The following is an 18,659-nucleotide window of genomic DNA, read 5'->3' as shown; positions in this document are numbered from 1 at the left end:
CGACCGGCTCTGCGGCCTCACCCTGAGGAGTGACCCAGAAGTGACATCTGCTCACTCTTCGTATTCGGGGGTCGTTGGTTGAACGGGGCGAAGCATGTGGGCCTTGATGTGAGGAGCCTCGACGATGACCGTTCCACTCGACCGGCACTATCAGGTCGAACTACAGGTTTCGGCAGAGCGTGTGTCCCAGCTGCGACGGATAGTCGCCGCGCACCTCCGCCACTGGAGTCTCGAACTCCATGTCCGGCCCGTGTGCCGCGCCGTGGAGGAGCTGCTGACCAACGTTCACCGGCATGTCGGTGACGACAACCGCTGCGTCGTCGAACTCCGCTGGTCCGGACGGCACCTCACGGTCTCCGTCGCCGACAACGGTTCCGACATGCCGCGGCTGCTCCACGAGGGCGGCGGCCTCAGCCGGGTCATGGCCCTCAGCGACAGCTGGGGCACCTGCCGGACCACCGAGGGCAAGGTCGTCTGGTTCACCCGCTACGCACAGGAGCCGCAGCACATCGAACGGGTGCCGCTGCCGCCGCTGCCCGGAGTCCGCGAGTCCCGCCGCACGCCGGCCGTGGTCACGGACCTCCCCGCGGCCGCCCCGGCCCGGACCGACGCCTTCGCCCTCGTCTGACGCGCGGCACGGAGCAACGTACCCGCCCCACCGCACAGCCCTTTCCGGCGCGGACCGCATGCCTCACGCATGCATGGTCCGCGCCGGTCGGGTATGCGCAGGACGGCAGCCCGCGTTTGCGCCGCAGTCCCCGGCGCGGCACGGTCGAAGTACCGAAGGCAAGGAGGCCACTGTCATGCCCATCGCGACGGTCAATCCCGCGAACGGCGAGACCCTCAGGACGTTCGACGCGCAGGGTGAGGACGAGATCGAGCGGCGGCTCGCAGCGGCGGACGCCGCCCTCCGGGAGTACCGCACCACCGGTTTCGCCGAGCGGGCACGGCTGCTGAACCGGGCGGCCGACCTCCTCGACGAGGACCGGCAGGACATCGCCCGCACCATGACCCTGGAGATGGGCAAACCCATCGGAGCGGCCCGGGCCGAGGCCGCGAAGTGCGCCAAGGCCATGCGCTGGTACGCGGCCCACGCCGAGGAACTCCTCGGCGACGAGCACCCCTCGCCCGCCGACGTCGAGGACTCCGGCGCCTCCCGCGCGTACGTCCACTACCGGCCGCTGGGCACCGTGCTCGCGGTGATGCCGTGGAACTTCCCCCTCTGGCAGGTCGTACGGTTCGCCGCCCCCGCACTCATGGCGGGCAACACCGGTCTGCTGAAACACGCCTCGAACGTGCCGCAGACCGCGCTGTATCTGGGCGAGCTGTTCCGCCGGGCCGGATTCCCCGCCGGCTGCTTCCAGACGCTGCTGGTCGGCTCGGGAGCCATCGAGGCGATCCTGCGCGACAGCCGGGTGGCGGCGGCCACCCTGACCGGCAGCGAACCGGCCGGGCGCGCCGTCGCGTCCGTCGCGGGCGACGAGGTCATGCACACCGTCCTGGAGCTGGGCGGCAGCGACCCCTTCCTCGTCCTGCCCTCGGCGGACGTCGCCAAGGCGGCCCGCACCGCCGTCACCGCGCGCGTCCAGAACAACGGGCAGTCCTGCATCGCGGCCAAACGGTTCATCGTGCACACGGAGGTGTACGAGGAGTTCGCCGAACGCTTCACCGTGGGCATGCGCGACCTGAGCGTCGGCGACCCGCTGGAGGAGTCCACCGACGTGGGCCCGATCGCCAGCGAAAAGGGCCGCAGTGACCTGGAGGAGCTCGTCGACGACGCCGTGCGGCAGGGCGCGCACGTCCTGTGCGGCGGCGGGCGGCCCGAGGGGCTCACCGGGGGACTGGAGCGGGGCTGGTTCTACGCCCCGACCGTCCTTTCCGGGATCACTCCCGCCATGCGCATCCATCGCGAGGAGACCTTCGGCCCCGTCGCCACCCTCTACCGGGCCGACAGCCTCGACGAGGCCCTGGACGTGGCCAACGACACGCCCTTCGGGCTCAGCTCCAACGTCTGGACCCGTGACGCCGAGGAGAGCCGCCGCTGCGTCCGCGACCTGCAGGCGGGCGGCGTGTTCTTCAACGGCATGACGGCCTCGCACCCCGCGCTGCCGTTCGGCGGGGTGAAGCGCTCCGGATACGGACGTGAACTCGCCGGCCACGGCATCCGCGAGTTCTGCAACGCCACCACCGTCTGGTACGGCGCCCAGGGCGGGCTCTGAGAGTCCCGCCACCGGTTTTGAAGGTCCCGCCGCCCCACCTCGTGAGGCCCGGCGCGCGGCCGCCGTACCCCCACGCCCGCTGAGAGGTGACCATGAGCGACGCCCCGCCGTCCTCGCCGACGACCGGCCCGACCGACGAAGAGATCGCCGCGCTCGACGCGCACTGGCGGGCCGCCAACTATCTGGCCGTCGGCCAGATCTACCTGATGGACAATCCGCTGCTGACCCGGCCGCTCGTACCGGAGGACATCAAGCCCAGGCTCCTCGGCCACTGGGGCACCTCGCCGGGGCTCAACCTCGTGTACACCCATCTCAACCGCGTCATCGCGTCGCGCGGCATCCCCGCGCTGTGCGTCTGGGGTCCCGGGCACGGCGGTCCGGCCGTCCTCGCCAATTCCTGGCTGGAGGGCAGCTACGCGCAGACGTACCCCGACGTCAGCAGGGACGCGGCCGGCATGGGGCTGCTGTTCAGGCAGTTCTCCTTCCCCGGCGGCGTGCCCAGCCACGTGGCCCCCGAGACCCCCGGCTCCATCCACGAGGGCGGCGAACTGGGCTACGCCCTCGCCCACGCCTACGGCGCCGCACTCGACCACCCGGACCTGCTGGTCACCTGCGTCATCGGTGACGGAGAGGCGGAGACCGGGCCGCTCGCCGGCTCCTGGCACGCCAACAAGTTCCTCGACCCGGTCCACGACGGGGCCGTGCTTCCGGTCCTCCACCTCAACGGCTACAAGATCGCCAACCCGACCGTGCTCGCCCGCCTCCCCGAGGCGGAACTGGATGCCCTGCTGCGCGGATACGGCCACGAGCCGCTGTACGTGGCGGGGGACGACCCCCTCACCGTGCACCGGGCGATGGCCGCGGCCATGGACCGCGCCGTCGACCGCATCCGGGAACTCCAGGCGGCCGCCCGGACCGGCGGCGACACCGGGCGCCCGCGGTGGCCGATGATCGTGCTGCGCACCCCGAAGGGCTGGACCGGACCGGCCGAAGTCGACGGACTGCCCGTCGAGGGCACCTGGCGCGCTCACCAGGTCCCGCTGCCGGGGGTCCGCGACAACCCCGAGCACCTGCGACAGCTGGAGCGCTGGCTGCGCTCCTACCGGCCCGAGGAACTCTTCGACGCCGAGGGACGCCCCACCGGCCAGGTCCTCGCCTGCGTGCCCGAAGGCGACGCACGGCTCGGCGCCACCCCGTACGCCAACGGCGGTCTGCTCCTGCGCGATCTGCCGGTGCCGGACCTGGACGAGCACGCGGTGCGGGTGGACAGGCCGGGGACCGTACTGCACGAGCCGACCAAGATCCTCGGCGGCCTGCTGGAGGCCGTCATGGCAGCCACCGCCGACCGGCGGGACTTCCGGGTCGTCGGCCCCGACGAGACGGCGTCGAACCGCCTCGACGCCCTCTACGAGGCCAGCGGCAAGGCGTGGCAGGCCGGCACCCTCCCGACCGACGAGCACCTCGCCCGCGACGGCCGCGTCATGGAGGTCCTCTCCGAGCATCTGTGCCAGGGCTGGCTGGAGGGGTATCTGCTCACCGGCCGGCACGGACTCTTCTCCTGCTACGAGGCGTTCGCCCACATCGTCGACTCGATGGTCAACCAGCACATAAAGTGGCTGCGGACGTCCAGGCGGCTGCCCTGGAGGCGGCCCATCGCCTCCCTCAACTACCTGCTCACCTCGCACGTCTGGCGCCAGGACCACAACGGCTTCTCGCACCAGGACCCGGGCTTCGTCGACCACATCCTGAACAAGAGCCCCGAGGTCGTGCGCGTCTATCTGCCCCCGGACGCGAACACCCTGCTTTCCGTCGCCGACCACGCCCTGCGCAGCCGGGACTACGTCAACGTGATCGTGGCGGGCAAACAGCCGAGCTTCGACTGGCTCACCCTCGACCAGGCACGCGCACACTGCGCGCGCGGCGCGGGCCTCTGGGAGTGGGCCGGAACCGAGGACGGCAGCCGCGAGCCGGACGTCGTGCTCGCCTGCGCCGGGGACGTACCCACCCTGGAGATCCTGGCGGCCGCCGGTCTGCTGCGGCGCCACCTGCCCGAACTGTCCGTGCGGGTGGTGAACGTCGTCGACATGGCCCGGCTCATGCCCCATTCCGAGCATCCGCACGGGATGCCGGACTCCGAGTACGACGCCCTCTTCACCCGCGACAAGCCGGTGATCTTCGCCTATCACGGCTACCCCTGGCTGATCCACCGGCTGGCCTACCGCCGTGCCGGGCACGCCCACCTGCACGTCAGGGGCTACAAGGAGGAGGGCACCACGACCACGCCCTTCGACATGGTCGTCCGCAACGACCTCGACCGCTACCGCCTCGTCATGGACGTCATCGACCGCGTCCCCGGCCTGGGCGTGCGCGCGGTGGCCGTGCGCCAGGCGATGGCGGACACCCGGGCCCGCCATCACGACTGGATCCGCGCCCACGGCACGGACCTGCCGGAGGTGGCCGACTGGAGCTGGGAGGGGTGAGCGCGGCGGCGTGACGCACGGGTCCGGACGGTTCATCCGTCCGGGCCCGTGCCTCGCCTCTTCGTGGAGCTGGTCACGGGTGGGGCCCCGGCGCCGGGGTGCGGGCGCGGCCCGCCGTCCATGGAGGACGGCATGTCCGCGAGGGACGTACGGCTCGCGGTCCGCGACGCACCGGTGGGGAGGCGCTCCTCCTGGACGGTCCGGGCGGCGATCTCCTCGGCCCGGTCCTCGCCGACGCCGCGCTCCTGGGCGCTCTCTTTGATGTGCTCGTACTGCCGTTCCCGCTTCGGACTCGATCCGCGTGGCATGACGCGCTCCCCTCTCGGACCTTACGGTCCGGGGACCCTTCAAGTGTGACAAAAGGGCCCCGGCCGCGGGTCCGGGCCGAAGCCATCCGCTCAGTAGCGCAGCGACGCCGCGATCCGGCCGTGTCCCTTGAGCGAGTCGTCCGCGACGAACACGACCTCGGCGCCGCTGTCCAGCGCCGCCTCGACCAGCTCGTCGACGATGTCCTCCCGGACGTCGGCGTCCGCCGGATCGGCGGCGTCGCCGCTCACCGGCACCAGGTGCTCCTGGTCGACCCGGACCGTCTGCTGGTGGTGCTCCTCCACCGCCACCAGGCCGGCGCGTCCCTCCCGTACGGCGGCCCACACCTCGTCGAGGCCGCCGGCGAAGGCGTGCCGCCCGCGGGCCTCGTCCAGCTTTCCGTCGATCTCCGCGGCGAACCGCTTCTGCCGGGCCTCCAGCGCGGGCCGCAGCTCGGTCAGCAGATCGCTGGGCGTGGTGTCGGCCGGCGCCCCCTTGGTGACCCGCCCGGCCGCGTCCTTGGCGGCCCCGCCGACCTCGTCGAGCAGGGCGAGTGCCGGAGCGAGGCCGACCAGGTAGAGCGGGCGCGGATCGGCGGCCAGCACTCCGCGTAGTTTCTCGTCCACCGTGCGCAGGAACTGCCGGGTCTCCTCGCCGGTGAACGTGCTCGGCGTGTCGCCGATCCGCTCCTCGCGCTGCGGGTTGGGCGCCTCGTGCGGAGCCGTCAGCGGGAAGCCGCCGACGCGCGCCTCGTGCGCGGTATCCGACGTGCCGCTGAACAGGATGGCGTGGTCCGCCGACACGGTGAGCGCCCAGAACGGCTGCGCCTGCGCCTTCGCGGCGACCAGGTTGCGGGTCAGATAGGTGTCGCTGAGTACCACCCGTTCGGGTGCGGTACGCGGCAGCCGCCAGATCCGGAACTCGTCCGGCGTCGCGAGGATCACCAGCGCGTCCAGGGCGCGGCGCGGATCGATCGCGTCGACCGCGCGGTCGAGCTGCTGTGTGACGGCGGCGCGCACCTCGCGGGTGACCCCGGGGTCGGCGTCGAGCCGGCGGCCCGCCTCGGCCACCAGGTTGCGCAGCCGCACGGCGTCCTGGGCGTTGTCCGGTGCCCGCCGGTGGGTCGGCATGGTGAGGGACACGGCCGGATAGGGCTTGACCGTGCGGAGCTCTTGCAACAGACCGGCGGTCAGGGCGTCCGTATCCATCAGTTCCCTCCGGGGGACTTGTGTGCACTGCTGTGCGGAACGGTGATTCGATGAGTCAATTCATACCTTTTCAACCTAATGTGAGCGAATTGTTCCTTGCGAGTTCCCGAGGCACGCCGCAGCCCGGTCCTGCCTCGCCCCCCCCTTCCCTCGCACTTCCGAGCAGACGGAGCGTTCGTGAACAAGACCAGTCCCGCGCGGCGCGCCCTCGGCAGCCGCGCCGTCCGCAGCGTGGCCCCCGCCGTGCTCGCCGTGGTGATCGTCGCCGGTGCCGCGGCCTGCGACAGCGAGAGCAGTCCGACACAGGGCACGGCCAGAAGCACCCGTACGGTGTCCGCGGAGCCGGCCGCGTCGCCCACTGCCGCCGAGAGCCCGCGCACCCAGGAGGACTTCGCGGCCTCGGTCTCCGCGGACGTGGAACGCAACCGCCAGAAGGCGGTGACGACGCTCGAGGGGGTCGAGGGCAAGGGCAACGCAGTCCAGGACGTGTCGGTGAGCGGCCTGCCGGTGGCGGCGTCGGAGAAGTTCCGCAGCGCCCTCGTGCGGGTCACCAACCGCACCGGAAAGGCCGCCTTCTACGCGGTGCGCGTGGAGTTCGTGGACGCGTCCGGAAAGGTCCTCGACTCCGTGGTGCTCGGCTTCGCCGACGCCCCGCCGAACCGGACGGTCAGTCAGCACGCCAACAGCCGCAAGGCCGCCGGCGTCAAGACGTTCCCCCGGATCGCCCAGGCCGAGCGCGACTGAGGGCCGGACCCGGGTGAGCGCCGCCACCGGTGCGGTCACGGACGCACTGCGAGAACTGCACACCAGGTACGCCGGGGCCGACGAAGGCGAGCTCGCCGACTACATCCCGGAACTGGCCCTCGCCGACCCCGGGGCCTTCGGGCTGGCTCTGATCAGCATGGACGGTCACCGGTACAGCGCGGGCGACGCCGGCGTCCCGTTCACCGTGCAGTCCGTTTCGAAGCCGTTCGTCTACGCCCTGGCCCTGTCCCTCCTCGGCCTCGACGAGGTGTCCCGCTGGGTGAACGCGGAGCCGAGCGGTGAGGCGTTCAACGCCATCAGCCTGGAACGCGGCACGGGACGCCCCGCCAACGCCATGGTCAACGCGGGCGCCATCGTCGCCACCGCCCTCGTCCCGGATGCTCCCGGCGCACCGAGGTTCGAACGCATCCTCGACTGCCTGAGCCGGTTCGCCGGCCGGAAGCTGGACGTCGACGAGGAGGTGTACGCCTCCGAGGCCGCCACCGGGGACCGCAATCGTGCCCTTGCCCATCTCATCCGCAGTACGGGCCCCCTGCCCATGGACCCGGTGGCGGCGGTGGAGACGTACTTCCGTCAGTGCGCGGTACGGGTCACGGCCCTGGATCTCGCGGCGATGGCGGCCACCCTGGCGCACGGCGGCGTCAATCCGCTCACCGGGGACCGGGTGGTGCCCGAGCACGTCGCCGCGCAGGTGCTCGCGGTGATGGCGACCTGCGGCATGTACGACGCCTCGGGTGACTGGCTGCTCAGAGTGGGGCTTCCGGCCAAGAGCGGGGTGTCCGGCGGGTTGATCGCCGCGGGGCCTGCCCGGTTCGGGCTGGCGGCGTACAGCCCGCTGCTCGATCCGACCGGGACCTCCGTGCGGGGGCGCCTGGCGATCAGGACGCTCTCGGACCGGCTCGGCCTGCATCTCATGCACAATCCGGCCCTGGCGGGTGCCACCGTCACCCTGGTCACCACCGCCGATGAGCTGCCCGCCGTGCCGGCGGGTGAGCGTGAGCGCGCCCGCCGGGAACGTGTGGCGGTCGCCGCCGCCCAGGGCGCCCTGGACTTCACCGCGGCGGAACGGGTGCTGTACGCCCTGGACGAGGCCGGAGCCGGACGGACCGGCGCGGCGGTGCTCGACCTCGTGCGGGTGACGGACCTCGACACCGTGGCCCGGGCGATGCTGCGCGGCGGACTGGCCCGGCTCGCCGCGGACGGCCGGCGCACCGCCGTGGCCGACCCCGACGGCCGCCTTCGGGAGCCTGGCGAGAAAACCGGCACCGTGCGCTCGTTCACCTCCCGCGACGAGGCCGTCGCGTGGTGCGCGGCGACGGCCTCCGGCTGAGTCCCCGCGGGACACATGCCCCGGGTCAGGTCATTTTCGGGGAGCCGTGTCGGACCGAGCCTTTCACCAGATGGCCTCCACCCACTCGGGGTGATCGATGAACGGGTTCCGGTTGTGCTGGAACTCGTCGAATATGACGTCGTTGCGCCGCTGTTCGAAGCTGTCCGGCGGATCCTGCTCGCTCCAGGTCTTGAGTACGGAGAGCCGGCCGATGTTCGGAGCGGAGCCGTTCGACACGCTGTCGTTGGGTTCGAGGTCGGCGAAGGAGTCGTCGCCCTCGTAGCGCACCGCCATGTAGAGGATCATGCGGGCCACGTCGCCCTTGACCGCGTCGCGCGGTTCGAACGAGTCGCCGTCCGTGTAGTTGCCGGGTGCGTCACCGAGCTCCGTGCCGCCGTTGTCGAAGTCCTTGTTGCCGCGTGTGGAGTTGACCGAGACGTCTTCCGGGCGCAGATGGTGGACGTCGGTGCCGGGGCCCGTGGCCGTGCCGAAGTCGCCGTGGGACTTGGCCCAGACGTGCTCCCGGTTCCACTGGCCGACGTTGCCTCCGTTGTCGCTCTTGGGCTGGGAGCGGCCGGTGTAGAGGAGGATCACGTGCGAGGAGTCGGCCGGGTCCTCGTCGGTGGCCTTGAGCGCGTCCCAGACCTGGCTGTAGCTGAGCCTGGTCTGGTCGCTGACGATGGTGTGCAGAGCGTTCTTGAGGGCGGTGCCTGTCTTGCCCAGCGCATCCGCGTAATACGTGTCGTCCAAGGCATCGAGCGGGGCGGCCGACCGGGCCGGGACCTGCGGTGGCGTGGCCGGTGCGGCGGCGACGGTGCCGCCGAACAGCGCGAAGGCGGCGAGGGCGGTCGACAGGGTGCGCCGGCGGAAAAGGGGGCGACGGGACATGTGGGGTGTCCTCTCCGGACATACGTGCACCGCGGCGCCGTCACGGGGTGGGGGGCGGCTTGGCGGCGGTCGTGTCACTGGGTGGTCAGCGGGAGCCTTCCACACAGACTGTGACTGAGCGTGAATGCCGCGTACCTATCATGTGCAGGTCAAGTGAGGGTCCGGAGTGGGGCTCACAGGCATCTCGCGCGCCTCGGATGCGCCCTCGTCCGCGCGGAGCGAGAATTGCCGCAAGGACAAGGAGGCGGCATGAGCGACGAGCCCGAATCCGTATCCGTACGGGGCGTGACCCCCGACAGTCTTTTGCACACCGGTGCCAGCGACAACCCTTCGGCCGAGGACGTGGTCCTCGCGTCCGGGCGGGACCTGACACCCCGGAATCTCGAATGGGCGGAGCGCAGGCTGGCCAGGGAGGGCAGGGCGGCCATCGACAAGCAGCTGCCGTAGTCACCCGCGGCCCGGCGCCTCCCGCGGACGCCGGCGGCGCGGGGCGCCCGGCCGCGCCCCCGACCTGCTTGGTGCGGGCGCACGGCGTCGCTCGGTTAGCCTGAACGCAATATGAACCGTTTGACGACGTCAGGGGCCGGTTACGACCTCGCCCGATTCCCCGAGAACCCCCGCGACCCGTTCCGAGCCTGGGACGCGGCCGACGAATACCTGCTGCGGCACCTGGAGGGGGCCGACGGGGCCGAGCCGGCTTCCCTCTCCGGGCGCGTCGTGATCGTCGGCGATCGCTGGGGCGCGCTGAGCACGGCGCTGGCCGCGCATCGCCCCGTACAGATCACCGACTCCTACCTCGCGCAGCGGGCGACGGCCGCGAACCTGGAGCGCAACGGTCTCGACTCCGATGCCGTGCGCCTGCTGTCCGTACGCGACACACCGCCGGACCGCATCGACGTCCTGCTCGTGCGGGTGCCCAAGAGCCTCGCGCTCCTGGAGGACCAGCTGCACCGGCTCGCCCCCGCCGTCCACGCGGGAACGGTCGTCATCGGCACCGGCATGGTGAAGGAGATCCACACCTCCACCCTCAAGCTGTTCGAGCGGATCATCGGCCCCACCCGCACCTCCCTCGCGGTCAAGAAGGCCCGGCTCATCCACTGCACGCCCGACCCCTCCCTCGGCCGCACCGCCAGTCCCTGGCCCTTCCACTACGAGCTGCCCGACGACACCGGAACCGTCGCGGGCCGCACCGTGGTCAACCACGCCGGGATCTTCTGCGCGGAGCGGCTCGACATCGGCACCCGCTTCTTCCTGAAGCACCTGCCGACGCGCACCGGTCCCGACCGGGTCGTCGACCTCGGCTGCGGGAACGGGGTCCTCGGCCTGGCCGCCGCACTGGCCAACCCCGAGGCCCGGCTCACCTTCGTCGACGAGTCCTACCAGGCCCTCGCGTCGGCCGAGGAGACCTTCCGGGCCAACGCCGGACCGGACGCCGAGGCCCGCTTCGTCGTCGCCGACGGGCTGACCGGCGCGGAGCCCGCCGGTGCGGACCTCGTCCTCTGCAACCCGCCGTTCCACTCACACCAGGCGACCACGGACGCGACCGCCCGGAACATGTTCCACGGGGCTCGTACCGCGCTGCGCCAGGGCGGCGAACTCTGGGTGGTGGGCAACCGGCACCTCGCCTACCACACCCAGCTGCGCCGGATCTTCGGCAACTGCACCACGGTGGCCGGGGACCCCAAGTTCGTCGTGCTGCGCGCCGTCAAACGCTGACGGCCACGCCCGGGCGCCCGCGCCCCTTCCGGATTCTTGCAACACGTTCTACTGTGTGCGCCGCCGCACACGGGCGACGTGAAGCGAGACTCCTGGAGGGGCCGTGCACCTCGAATACACGCCGGAACAGCAGCGGTTGCGCGTCGAACTGCGGACGTACTTCGCCGCCCTCCTCCCCGACATCGCGCGCCCCCGTAGCCCACAAGGCACGGGAGGCGCCCCCTCCGCCGACCCCACCGCGCAGAAGCGCTTCTACCGCGAGACGATCCGCCGCCTGGGTGCCGACGGCTGGCTCGGCGTCGGATGGCCCACGCAGTACGGCGGGCGCGGCCTCACGCCGATGGAGCAGTTCATCTTCTTCGACGAGGCGGCGCAGGCGGGCGTGCCGCTGCCGCTGATGGCCCTCAACACCGTCGGCCCGACGATCATGCGGTTCGGCACGGACGAGCAGAAGGCGTATTTCCTGCCGAAGATCCTCGCCGGGGAGATCGACTTCGCGATCGGCTACAGCGAACCCGACGCCGGCACCGATCTCGCCGCCCTCAAGACCCGGGCGGTGCGCGACGGCGACACGTACGTCGTCGACGGACAGAAGATCTGGACGACCAACGGCGACACCGCGGACTGGGTCTGGCTCGCCGCCCGCACAGATCCGGACGCCCCGCCCCACAAGGGCATCACCATGCTCCTCGTCCCGACGTCCGACCCCGGCTACTCCTGCACCCTCATCAACACCCTCGCCTCCCACGACACCACGGCCAGCTACTACGAGAACATCCGCGTCCCCGTCTCCCGCCGCGTCGGTGAGGAGAACCAGGGCTGGCGGCTCATCACCAACCAGCTCAACCACGAACGCGTCACCCTCGCAGCCCACGGCACCATGGCCGTCCGTGCCCTGCACAACGTGCGCCGCTGGGCCGCCGAGACCCGGCTCGCCGACGGCCGCCGCGTGATCGACCTCGGCTGGGTCCGCGCCCGCCTGGCCCGCACCCACACCCGGCTCGACGCGATGAAACTCCTCAACTGGCAGATGGTGTCCGCCGTCCAGCACGGCGCGCTCACCCCCCAGGACGCCTCCGCCGTCAAGGTCTACGGCTCCGAGGCACGCCGCGACGCGTACGCCTGGCTGATGGAGGTCGTCGGCTCGGCGGCCCCCCTCAAGGAGGGCTCCGCGGGCGCGGTCCTGCACGGCGAACTCGAACGCGGATACCGGTCCGCCGTCATCTTCACGTTCGGCGGCGGCAACAACGAGATCCAGCGGGAGATCATCTCGTGGATCGGCCTCGGGATGCCGCGGGTACGCCGCTGAGTCCCCGGGAGACGATCCCCGTCGTGGAAACCCCGTCGTAGAAAACTGATATCCGGGCCGCCCTCGGCGGTCTCCCAGCCATCGGGCATCATCAGCGGTCTACAGGACAGGGAACTTCTTCATGAGCCAGCAGCACACGGTGGACACGGTGGCACTGGTGACCGCCGCCCGGGAGGGGGACGAGGGGGCCAGGGACGCGCTGGCCGGCGCGTACCTTCCGCTCGTCTACAACATCGTGGGCCGGGCGCTGAACGGGTCGGCGGACGTGGACGACGTGGTGCAGGACACCATGCTGCGGGCGCTGCACGGGCTCGGTGCTCTGCGGGCCCCGGAGAGCTTCCGCTCCTGGCTGGTGGCGATCGCGATGAACCAGGTCCGCGCGCACTGGCAGAGCCGCAACGGCGCGCCGGGCGCGTTGGAGGAGGCCGGGCAGGTCGCCGACCCCGGGGCCGACTTCGTCGGCCTGACGATGACGCGCCTGCAACTGTCCGGACAGCGTCAGGAGACGGCGCGCGCGACGCGGTGGCTGGAGCCCGAGGACCGGGGCCTGCTGTCGCTGTGGTGGCTGGAGTGCGCGGGGGAGCTGACCCGTACCGACGTCGCCGAGGCGCTGGAACTCTCGCCGCAGTACGCGGCGGTCCGGGTGCAGCGGATGAAGGCGCAGCTGGAGACGGCCCGCATAGTCGTGCGGGCGCTCGACGCACGGCCGCCGTGCGAGGAACTCCGCGGTGTCCTGATGGCGTGGGACGGCCGGCCCTCGGCACTGTGGCGCAAGCGCATCGCCCGGCACGCCGGTGACTGCCTCCGGTGTGCCGGACTCCGGAGCGGCCTGATGCCCGCCGAGGGCCTCCTGGCGGGGCTGGCGCTGGTCGCGGTGCCCGTGGCCCTGCTCGCGCTGTGGCCCGTGCGGGACGGGATGGCGCCCGTCGCCGCGTCGCACGCGCCCGGCGCGACACCGGGCGACGGCGCGATACCCGCCGGCCCCGGCCGGCACCGTTCCCCGGGCGGGCGGAAGGCGGGCGGTCAAAGCACCTCGCGCGCCGACGCGCGCCGGCGCCGGCGGGCCGTCCGGCGGCGGGCGGTCGGCGGCGCGGTACTGGCGGCGTGCCTGGCCGGCGGGGGTCTGTGGTACGTGTCCCTCGGGCCCGGCACCGGGAGCGACGACGAAGCGGCGCCGCGTATGCCGGCGGAGCCCGTCACCGATATCGCCGCCCCCGAAACCCCCGCCGCCGTGCCGGTGTCGCCGTCCGCCTCCGCGTCGCCCTCGCCGTCCGCGAAGAAGAGCGCCTCGGCGAGCCCGAGCAGGAAACCGAGGAAGAGCGTCCCCCCGGCGCCGGAGAAGACGCCCACGCCGCGGGTGGCGAGCGCCTCCGCCGCGCAACCGGCCCCCATGAGCACCACGGCCCAGGTCGTCGCCCTGGTCAACAAGGAGCGGGGGGCCGCCGGATGCGGACCGCTCAAGGAGGACGCACAGCTCACGGACGCGGCACAGCGCCACTCCGACGACATGTCGGCGCGGGACTTCTTCGAGCACACCAATCCCGACGGCGCCGACCCCGGACGACGCGTCACCGACGCCGGGTACCGCTGGTCCACGTACGGCGAGAACATAGCGCTCGGCCAGCAGACGCCCGCATCGGTGATGGAGTCCTGGATGAACAGCCCCGGCCACCGCGCCAACATCCTCAACTGCGATTTCAGGGACATCGGCATCGGGATCCACCAGGGTCCCGGCGGACCCTGGTGGACACAGGACTTCGGCGCGAAGCTGTGAAGCGGGCGACGGCCGGCCACACGACCGGCGTCGTCGCACTGCTGTGCCCTGCGGGCCGTCGGCGCCGGGAGTGGGCCGGCCACCGTCATCGGCGTCATGTGAGTCATGAGTGACCGACAGGGAGTTGCCGGGGCGGTGACGGACAGCGGATCCTGGGGAGAGCCGTTCCGGGGCTGAGATCCGGGCCGGAGCGCCCGCTCACGACGCGTGCGCCGGTGCGCGCCGAGCGGGAGCAACGGGAGGCAGGAGCACATGACGGAACCCGACCCCGGGCTCTTCGGGCCCGCATCGGTCACCTGGCAGGTGCACGCCGACCCGATGATGTGGGTGGCCGGAGTGCGCGCCCTTTACCTCCAGGCGCTCCATCCGCGCGCGCTGCGCGGCGTCATGCAGAACAGCGACTTCCGCAAGGACGCCTGGGGCCGGCTGATGCGCACGGCCGGATTCGTCGGGACGATCACCTACGGGACCACCGACGCGGCCGAGAAGGCCGGTGCCCGGGTCCGGCGGATCCACCGGCTCCTCAAGGCGACCGACCCGCTGACAGAAGAGACGTACGGCGTCGACGAACCGGACCTGCTGCTGTGGGTGCACTGCGCGGAGGTCGACTCCTACCTCCAGGTCCAGCGGCGCTCCGGCTACCCGCTGACCGACGCGCAGGCCGACCGGTACGTCGACGAGCACCGCACCGGCGCCCGCCTCGTCGGTCTCGACCCGGACGGCGTTCCGGCGACCGTCGCGCAACTGGCCGCGTACTTCGAGCAGGTCCGGCACCAACTGGCTTCCTCGTCCGAGGCGCGGGACGTCGACGACTTCCTGCGCCGGCCACCGGTCCACCCCCTTCTCGTACCGGCGCGCGCCACCCTGTGGCGGCACGTCGCGACGCTGGCCTACCAGTCGCTGCCGCCGTTCGCACACGAGCTGTACGGCAGATCCGCACCGCCGGCGGCCACCGTCGACCGTCGTCTGCGCGCCACCGGAACCGTCCTGCGCACCATCCCGTCGCGGCTGCGCTGGAAACTCCCGCCCGGTCACATCGTGAACGCGATGGCCCGCCTCGGACCCGGCAGCCGCCCCACCCCGTACACACTGAAAAGGCAGGCAGCCATACTGGACGGGCCGGGGAGGGCGCAGCAACAGTAGGCGGAGTGACGGGGGCGACAGCAGGGATGGCGGAAACCAGGCTGATCCAGAGCCGGTACCGACTGATCGATCTGATCGGGCGGGGCGGCATGGGCGAGGTGTGGCGTGCCCGCGACGAATCGCTCGGCCGTCAGGTCGCCGTCAAATGCCTCAAGCCGATGGGCCCGCAGCACGACCAGGAGTTCACCCGCATCCTGCGCGAACGCTTCCGCCGCGAGGCCCGCGTCGCCGCCGCCCTCCAGCACCGGGGCGTCACCGTCGTCCACGACTTCGGCGAACACGACGGCGTGCTCTACCTGGTGATGGAGCTCCTGGACGGCCGCAACCTCAGCCAGCTCCTGGAGGACAACAAGCAGGTCCCGCTGCCCGTGGACGACGTCGTCGACATCGCCGAACAGGTTGCCGACGCCCTCGGCTACACCCACCAGCAGGGCATCGTCCACCGCGACCTCAAGCCCGCCAACATCATGCGGCTCGCCGACGGCACGGTGAAGATCTGCGACTTCGGCATCGCCAGGCTCGGCCACGACATCTCCGTCACCTCCCGTCTCACCGGTGTGGGCATCGCCATGGGCACCCCGCACTACATGTCGCCGGAGCAGATCAGCGGCGGCCAGGTCGACCACCGCAGCGACCTCTACTCGCTGGGCTGCGTGCTGTACGAGATCGCCACGGGCGCCCCGCCGTTCGACCTCGACGACGCCTGGGGCGTGCTCGTCGGGCACCGCGACACCCCGCCCGAACCCCTGCGCACCCACCGGGCGGAGCTGCCCGGCTTCTTCGACCGCGTCGTCCTGGAACTGCTGGCCAAGACCCCGGACCAGCGGCCGGCCGACGCGGGCGACCTGCGCCGGCGCATCGCCGTCGGCCGTACCGGCGAACAGCCGCACCTGGAGCCGACCGGCCGGGTGCTGCTCGCACCGCCGGCCCCCGTCGAGCTTCCCGGCGGCCCCGCCGCCCCCGCACCGCGCCTGCCCGCCTGGACCCGCGGAATGACCACCGGGCACAAGGCGACCGGCACCGCGGCCCTGCTGCCGGAGTCGTTCGACCACGCGGCGGGCCTGACCGGTGAATGGACCACCGCCACCGCCACCGCACAGCGAGGCCCGGCCGGTGCCGCGCGGGCCACCCCGGCCCCCGAACTCCTCTCGGTCCTCGCCAGCCGCCACAGTGCCGGCCTCAACCTCGGCAGGCTCGGCCACTGGGAGGAGGCGGGCGAGGTCCACCGGGCGGTCGCCGCCGAACGGGAGAGCGTGCTCGGGCCCGACCACCCCGACACCCTCTCCAGCCGGTACGAGGTCGGGTTCACCCTCAGCCGGACGGGGCACGCGGCGGACGCGCTGCGGGAGTTCTCCCTGGTCGCCCGGGGCCGCGAACGCGGCCTGGGACCCGATCACCCGGACACCCTCGCGGCCCGCCAGGAGATGGCGTACGTCCTGGGCCAGCTCGGCCGCCACTTCGAGGCCCACCAGGTGTACGCCGCCGTCCTCGCCTCCCGGGAACGTTCCATGGGACCCGACCACCCCGACACCCTGCGCTGCCGCCACAACCTGGCGTTCAACCTCAGCAGGCTCGGGCGGCTCGAGGAGTCGTACGGCATGGCCCGTGACGTGGCGGCGGCGCGCGCCCGGCTGCTCGGAGCCCACCACCCCGACACCCTCGTCACCCGCTACGAGGTCGGCTACACCCTGGGCCGGCTCGGCCGCTGGGCCGAGGCCCTGCAGACCTACCTCGAAGTCGTCCAGGCCCGGTCGCAGACGCTGGGCGCCGACCACCCCGACACCCTCGCGGCCCGCTACGAGGCCGGCATCAGCCTCGGCCGCCTGGGCCGCAGCGCCGAGGCGCTGGAGCTCTACCGGGCGCTCGTCGCCGACCGGACCCGGGTCAGCGGCCCCGCCGACCCCGAGACCCTCCGTGCCCGCCACGGGCTGGGCGTCAACCTGGGCCGGCTGGCCCGCTGGGAGGAGGCGCTCGCCGAATCCCGCGAGGTGTGTGCGCTGCGCGAACGCGTCCTGGGGCCCGACCACCCCGACACCCTCGTCAGCCGCCGCGAGGTCGCCGTCGGCCTCGGCTGGCTCGGGCGCTGGGCCGACGCCCTCACCGCCTACCGGCAGGTCGCCGAGGCACGGACCCGCATCATGGGCGCCGACCACCCCGACACCCTCGCCGGCCGCAACGACGAGGCGCACTGCCTCGAACAGCTCGGCCGGGGCCCGGAGGCCGTCGCGCTCTACCGGCAGGTGGCGGCCCTGCGGCAGCGGCGGGGCATCCCGCCGCAGTGAACGCACCGCCCCGGCGGAAGCCCTGGTCCGGGCCGCGTGTCCGTGTTACCAAGGGGCATGCCCGTACGAGACAGCTATGACGCAGTGATCGTCGGCGGCGGCCACAACGGCCTCGTCGCCGCCGCCTACCTCGCGCGCGCCGGACAGTCCGTCCTGGTCCTGGAACGGCTCGGGACCACCGGGGGAGCGGCCGTCTCGACCCGTCCGTTCGCCGGAGTCGACGCCCGGCTCTCGCGGTACTCCTACCTCGTGTCACTGCTCCCGTCGAAGATCGTCCGCGATCTCGGCCTGGACTTCGCCGTACGCAAGCGGACCGTGTCGTCCTACACCCCGGCCCTCCGCGACGGCCGTCCCACCGGCCTGCTGGTCGCCGGCGACCGCACCCGCGACTCCTTCGCCTCCCTCACCGGCTCGGACCGGGAGTACGAGGCGTGGCAGCGGTTCTACGGACTGACCGGGCAGGTCGCCGAGCGGGTCTTCCCGACCCTCACCGAACCGCTGCCCACCCGTGAGGCGCTGCGTAAGCGGATCGACGACGCGGACGCCTGGCGGATGCTGTTCGAGGAACCCATCGGCGTCGCCGTGGAGGACCACTTCGATGACGACCTGGTGCGGGGCGTCGTCCTCACCGACGCGCTGATCGGCACCTTCGCCGGCGCGCACGACCCCTCGCTGCTCCAGAACCGCTGCTTCCTCTACCACGTGATCGGTGGCGGCACCGGGGACTGGGACGTCCCGGTCGGCGGCATGGGCGCGCTCACCGACGCTCTCGCGGGCGCGGCCCTGGCCGCCGGTGCGCAGATCCGCACCGGGCACGAGGCCGTCCGTATCGACACCGACGGGACGCACGCCGAGGTGACGGTGCGGACGGACAGCGGTGAGTCGGCCGTCGGCGCGCGCCGCGTCCTGGTCAACGCCTCGCCGCAGGCGCTCGCCGCCCTCCTCGGCGACGCACCGCCCGCCCCCGCCGAAGGCGCCCAGCTGAAGGTGAACATGCTGCTCACCCGGCTGCCCCGGCTCAAGGACCGGTCCGTGGACCCGCGCCAGGCGTTCGCCGGGACCTTCCACATCGCCGAGGGATACGGGCAGCTGGCCGACGCCCACCGGGACGCGGCGGCGGGGGGGGGGGGCCCCCCCCCCCCCCCCCACAAAAAAAAAAAAAAACCCCCCCACCCCCCCCAACAAATGGCCGGGCACGCCCCCCCCCGCGCCCACCACCACACACCGAGTGTGGGGCAC

Annotated in this window: 13 protein-coding genes and 2 pseudogenes; 12 read left to right on the top strand and 3 right to left on the bottom strand. The window is 72.3% G+C overall.

What is annotated here, in order from left to right; translation table 11 throughout:
* Window positions 1–124 precede the first annotated feature (124 nt).
* The 3 genes from ABTX18_RS22710 (at window position 125) to ABTX18_RS22700 (ending at window position 4,699) form a co-directional block, all read left to right on the top strand.
* Window positions 125–628, top strand: a complete 504-nt coding sequence (locus ABTX18_RS22710; RefSeq protein WP_352124551.1) for an ATP-binding protein — start codon at window positions 125–127, stop codon at window positions 626–628.
* 175 nt (window positions 629–803) lie between these two features.
* Window positions 804–2,219, top strand: a complete 1,416-nt coding sequence (locus tag ABTX18_RS22705) for an NADP-dependent succinic semialdehyde dehydrogenase (protein WP_352124550.1) — start codon at window positions 804–806, stop codon at window positions 2,217–2,219.
* Between the two features lie 92 nt (window positions 2,220–2,311).
* Window positions 2,312–4,699 (top strand): phosphoketolase family protein, encoded by a 2,388-nt coding sequence (locus ABTX18_RS22700; RefSeq protein WP_352124549.1) that lies wholly within the window; start codon window positions 2,312–2,314, stop codon window positions 4,697–4,699.
* Window positions 4,700–4,726: 27 nt separating this feature from the next.
* On the opposite strand, the pseudogene ABTX18_RS22695 reads toward ABTX18_RS22700, so the two are convergent.
* Window positions 4,727–5,007, bottom strand: a pseudogene (locus ABTX18_RS22695) (plasmid stabilization protein); the annotation flags it as partial.
* A 90-nt stretch (window positions 5,008–5,097) separates the two neighbouring features.
* On the bottom strand, window positions 5,098–6,213 hold the full coding sequence (locus tag ABTX18_RS22690; protein WP_352124548.1) for a baeRF3 domain-containing protein: 1,116 nt from the start codon (window positions 6,211–6,213) through the stop codon (window positions 5,098–5,100).
* 177 nt (window positions 6,214–6,390) lie between these two features.
* On the opposite strand from ABTX18_RS22690, the gene ABTX18_RS22685 reads away from it, so the two are divergent.
* Together ABTX18_RS22685 and glsA are read left to right on the top strand one after the other, a co-directional pair.
* Window positions 6,391–6,957, top strand: a complete 567-nt coding sequence (locus tag ABTX18_RS22685) for a hypothetical protein (protein ID WP_352124547.1) — start codon at window positions 6,391–6,393, stop codon at window positions 6,955–6,957.
* 13 nt (window positions 6,958–6,970) lie between these two features.
* Window positions 6,971–8,308: a glutaminase A gene (gene glsA, locus ABTX18_RS22680; protein ID WP_352124546.1), complete on the top strand. Its 1,338-nt coding sequence runs from the start codon at window positions 6,971–6,973 to the stop codon at window positions 8,306–8,308.
* Between the two features lie 63 nt (window positions 8,309–8,371).
* Here glsA and ABTX18_RS22675 read toward each other — a convergent pair whose 3' ends face one another.
* Window positions 8,372–9,196 (bottom strand): endonuclease I family protein, encoded by an 825-nt coding sequence (locus tag ABTX18_RS22675; RefSeq protein ID WP_352124545.1) that lies wholly within the window; start codon window positions 9,194–9,196, stop codon window positions 8,372–8,374.
* Window positions 9,197–9,445: 249 nt separating this feature from the next.
* Between ABTX18_RS22675 and ABTX18_RS22670 the strand changes: the two genes are divergently transcribed.
* The 7 genes and pseudogenes from ABTX18_RS22670 to ABTX18_RS22640 all read left to right on the top strand — a co-directional run.
* Complete coding sequence (locus tag ABTX18_RS22670; RefSeq protein ID WP_352124544.1) at window positions 9,446–9,643, top strand: hypothetical protein; 198 nt, start codon at window positions 9,446–9,448, stop codon at window positions 9,641–9,643.
* 111 nt (window positions 9,644–9,754) lie between these two features.
* Window positions 9,755–10,912: a methyltransferase gene (locus ABTX18_RS22665; protein WP_352124543.1), complete on the top strand. Its 1,158-nt coding sequence runs from the start codon at window positions 9,755–9,757 to the stop codon at window positions 10,910–10,912.
* 103 nt (window positions 10,913–11,015) lie between these two features.
* Window positions 11,016–12,221: an acyl-CoA dehydrogenase family protein gene (locus ABTX18_RS22660; protein WP_352124542.1), complete on the top strand. Its 1,206-nt coding sequence runs from the start codon at window positions 11,016–11,018 to the stop codon at window positions 12,219–12,221.
* A 121-nt stretch (window positions 12,222–12,342) separates the two neighbouring features.
* Window positions 12,343–13,995, top strand: a complete 1,653-nt coding sequence (locus ABTX18_RS22655) for a sigma-70 family RNA polymerase sigma factor (RefSeq protein ID WP_352124541.1) — start codon at window positions 12,343–12,345, stop codon at window positions 13,993–13,995.
* Window positions 13,996–14,247: 252 nt separating this feature from the next.
* Window positions 14,248–15,138 (top strand): oxygenase MpaB family protein, encoded by an 891-nt coding sequence (locus ABTX18_RS22650; RefSeq protein WP_352124540.1) that lies wholly within the window; start codon window positions 14,248–14,250, stop codon window positions 15,136–15,138.
* 26 nt (window positions 15,139–15,164) lie between these two features.
* On the top strand, window positions 15,165–17,420 hold the full coding sequence (locus ABTX18_RS22645) for a serine/threonine-protein kinase (RefSeq protein ID WP_352124539.1): 2,256 nt from the start codon (window positions 15,165–15,167) through the stop codon (window positions 17,418–17,420).
* A gap of 57 nt (window positions 17,421–17,477) precedes the next feature.
* A pseudogene (locus ABTX18_RS22640) lies at window positions 17,478–18,547 on the top strand (phytoene desaturase family protein); the annotation flags it as partial.
* Between the last annotated feature and the right edge of the window lie 112 nt (window positions 18,548–18,659).

This window comes from Streptomyces sp. NPDC096323 (genome assembly GCF_040302845.1).
Classification (GTDB): Bacteria; Actinomycetota; Actinomycetes; order Streptomycetales; family Streptomycetaceae; genus Streptomyces.
This window is presented reverse-complemented; position numbering and strand designations above follow the sequence as displayed.

Coding starts and splice junctions, on each gene's coding strand:
- ABTX18_RS22710 (WP_352124551.1), top strand. CDS start 125: ATGACCGTTCCACTCGACCGGCACTATCAGGTCGAACTACAGGTTTCG.
- ABTX18_RS22705 (WP_352124550.1), top strand. CDS start 804: ATGCCCATCGCGACGGTCAATCCCGCGAACGGCGAGACCCTCAGGACG.
- ABTX18_RS22700 (WP_352124549.1), top strand. CDS start 2,312: ATGAGCGACGCCCCGCCGTCCTCGCCGACGACCGGCCCGACCGACGAA.
- ABTX18_RS22690 (WP_352124548.1), bottom strand. CDS start 6,213: ATGGATACGGACGCCCTGACCGCCGGTCTGTTGCAAGAGCTCCGCACG.
- ABTX18_RS22675 (WP_352124545.1), bottom strand. CDS start 9,196: ATGTCCCGTCGCCCCCTTTTCCGCCGGCGCACCCTGTCGACCGCCCTC.
- ABTX18_RS22670 (WP_352124544.1), top strand. CDS start 9,446: ATGAGCGACGAGCCCGAATCCGTATCCGTACGGGGCGTGACCCCCGAC.
- ABTX18_RS22665 (WP_352124543.1), top strand. CDS start 9,755: ATGAACCGTTTGACGACGTCAGGGGCCGGTTACGACCTCGCCCGATTC.
- ABTX18_RS22655 (WP_352124541.1), top strand. CDS start 12,343: ATGAGCCAGCAGCACACGGTGGACACGGTGGCACTGGTGACCGCCGCC.
- ABTX18_RS22650 (WP_352124540.1), top strand. CDS start 14,248: ATGACGGAACCCGACCCCGGGCTCTTCGGGCCCGCATCGGTCACCTGG.
- ABTX18_RS22645 (WP_352124539.1), top strand. CDS start 15,165: ATGGCGGAAACCAGGCTGATCCAGAGCCGGTACCGACTGATCGATCTG.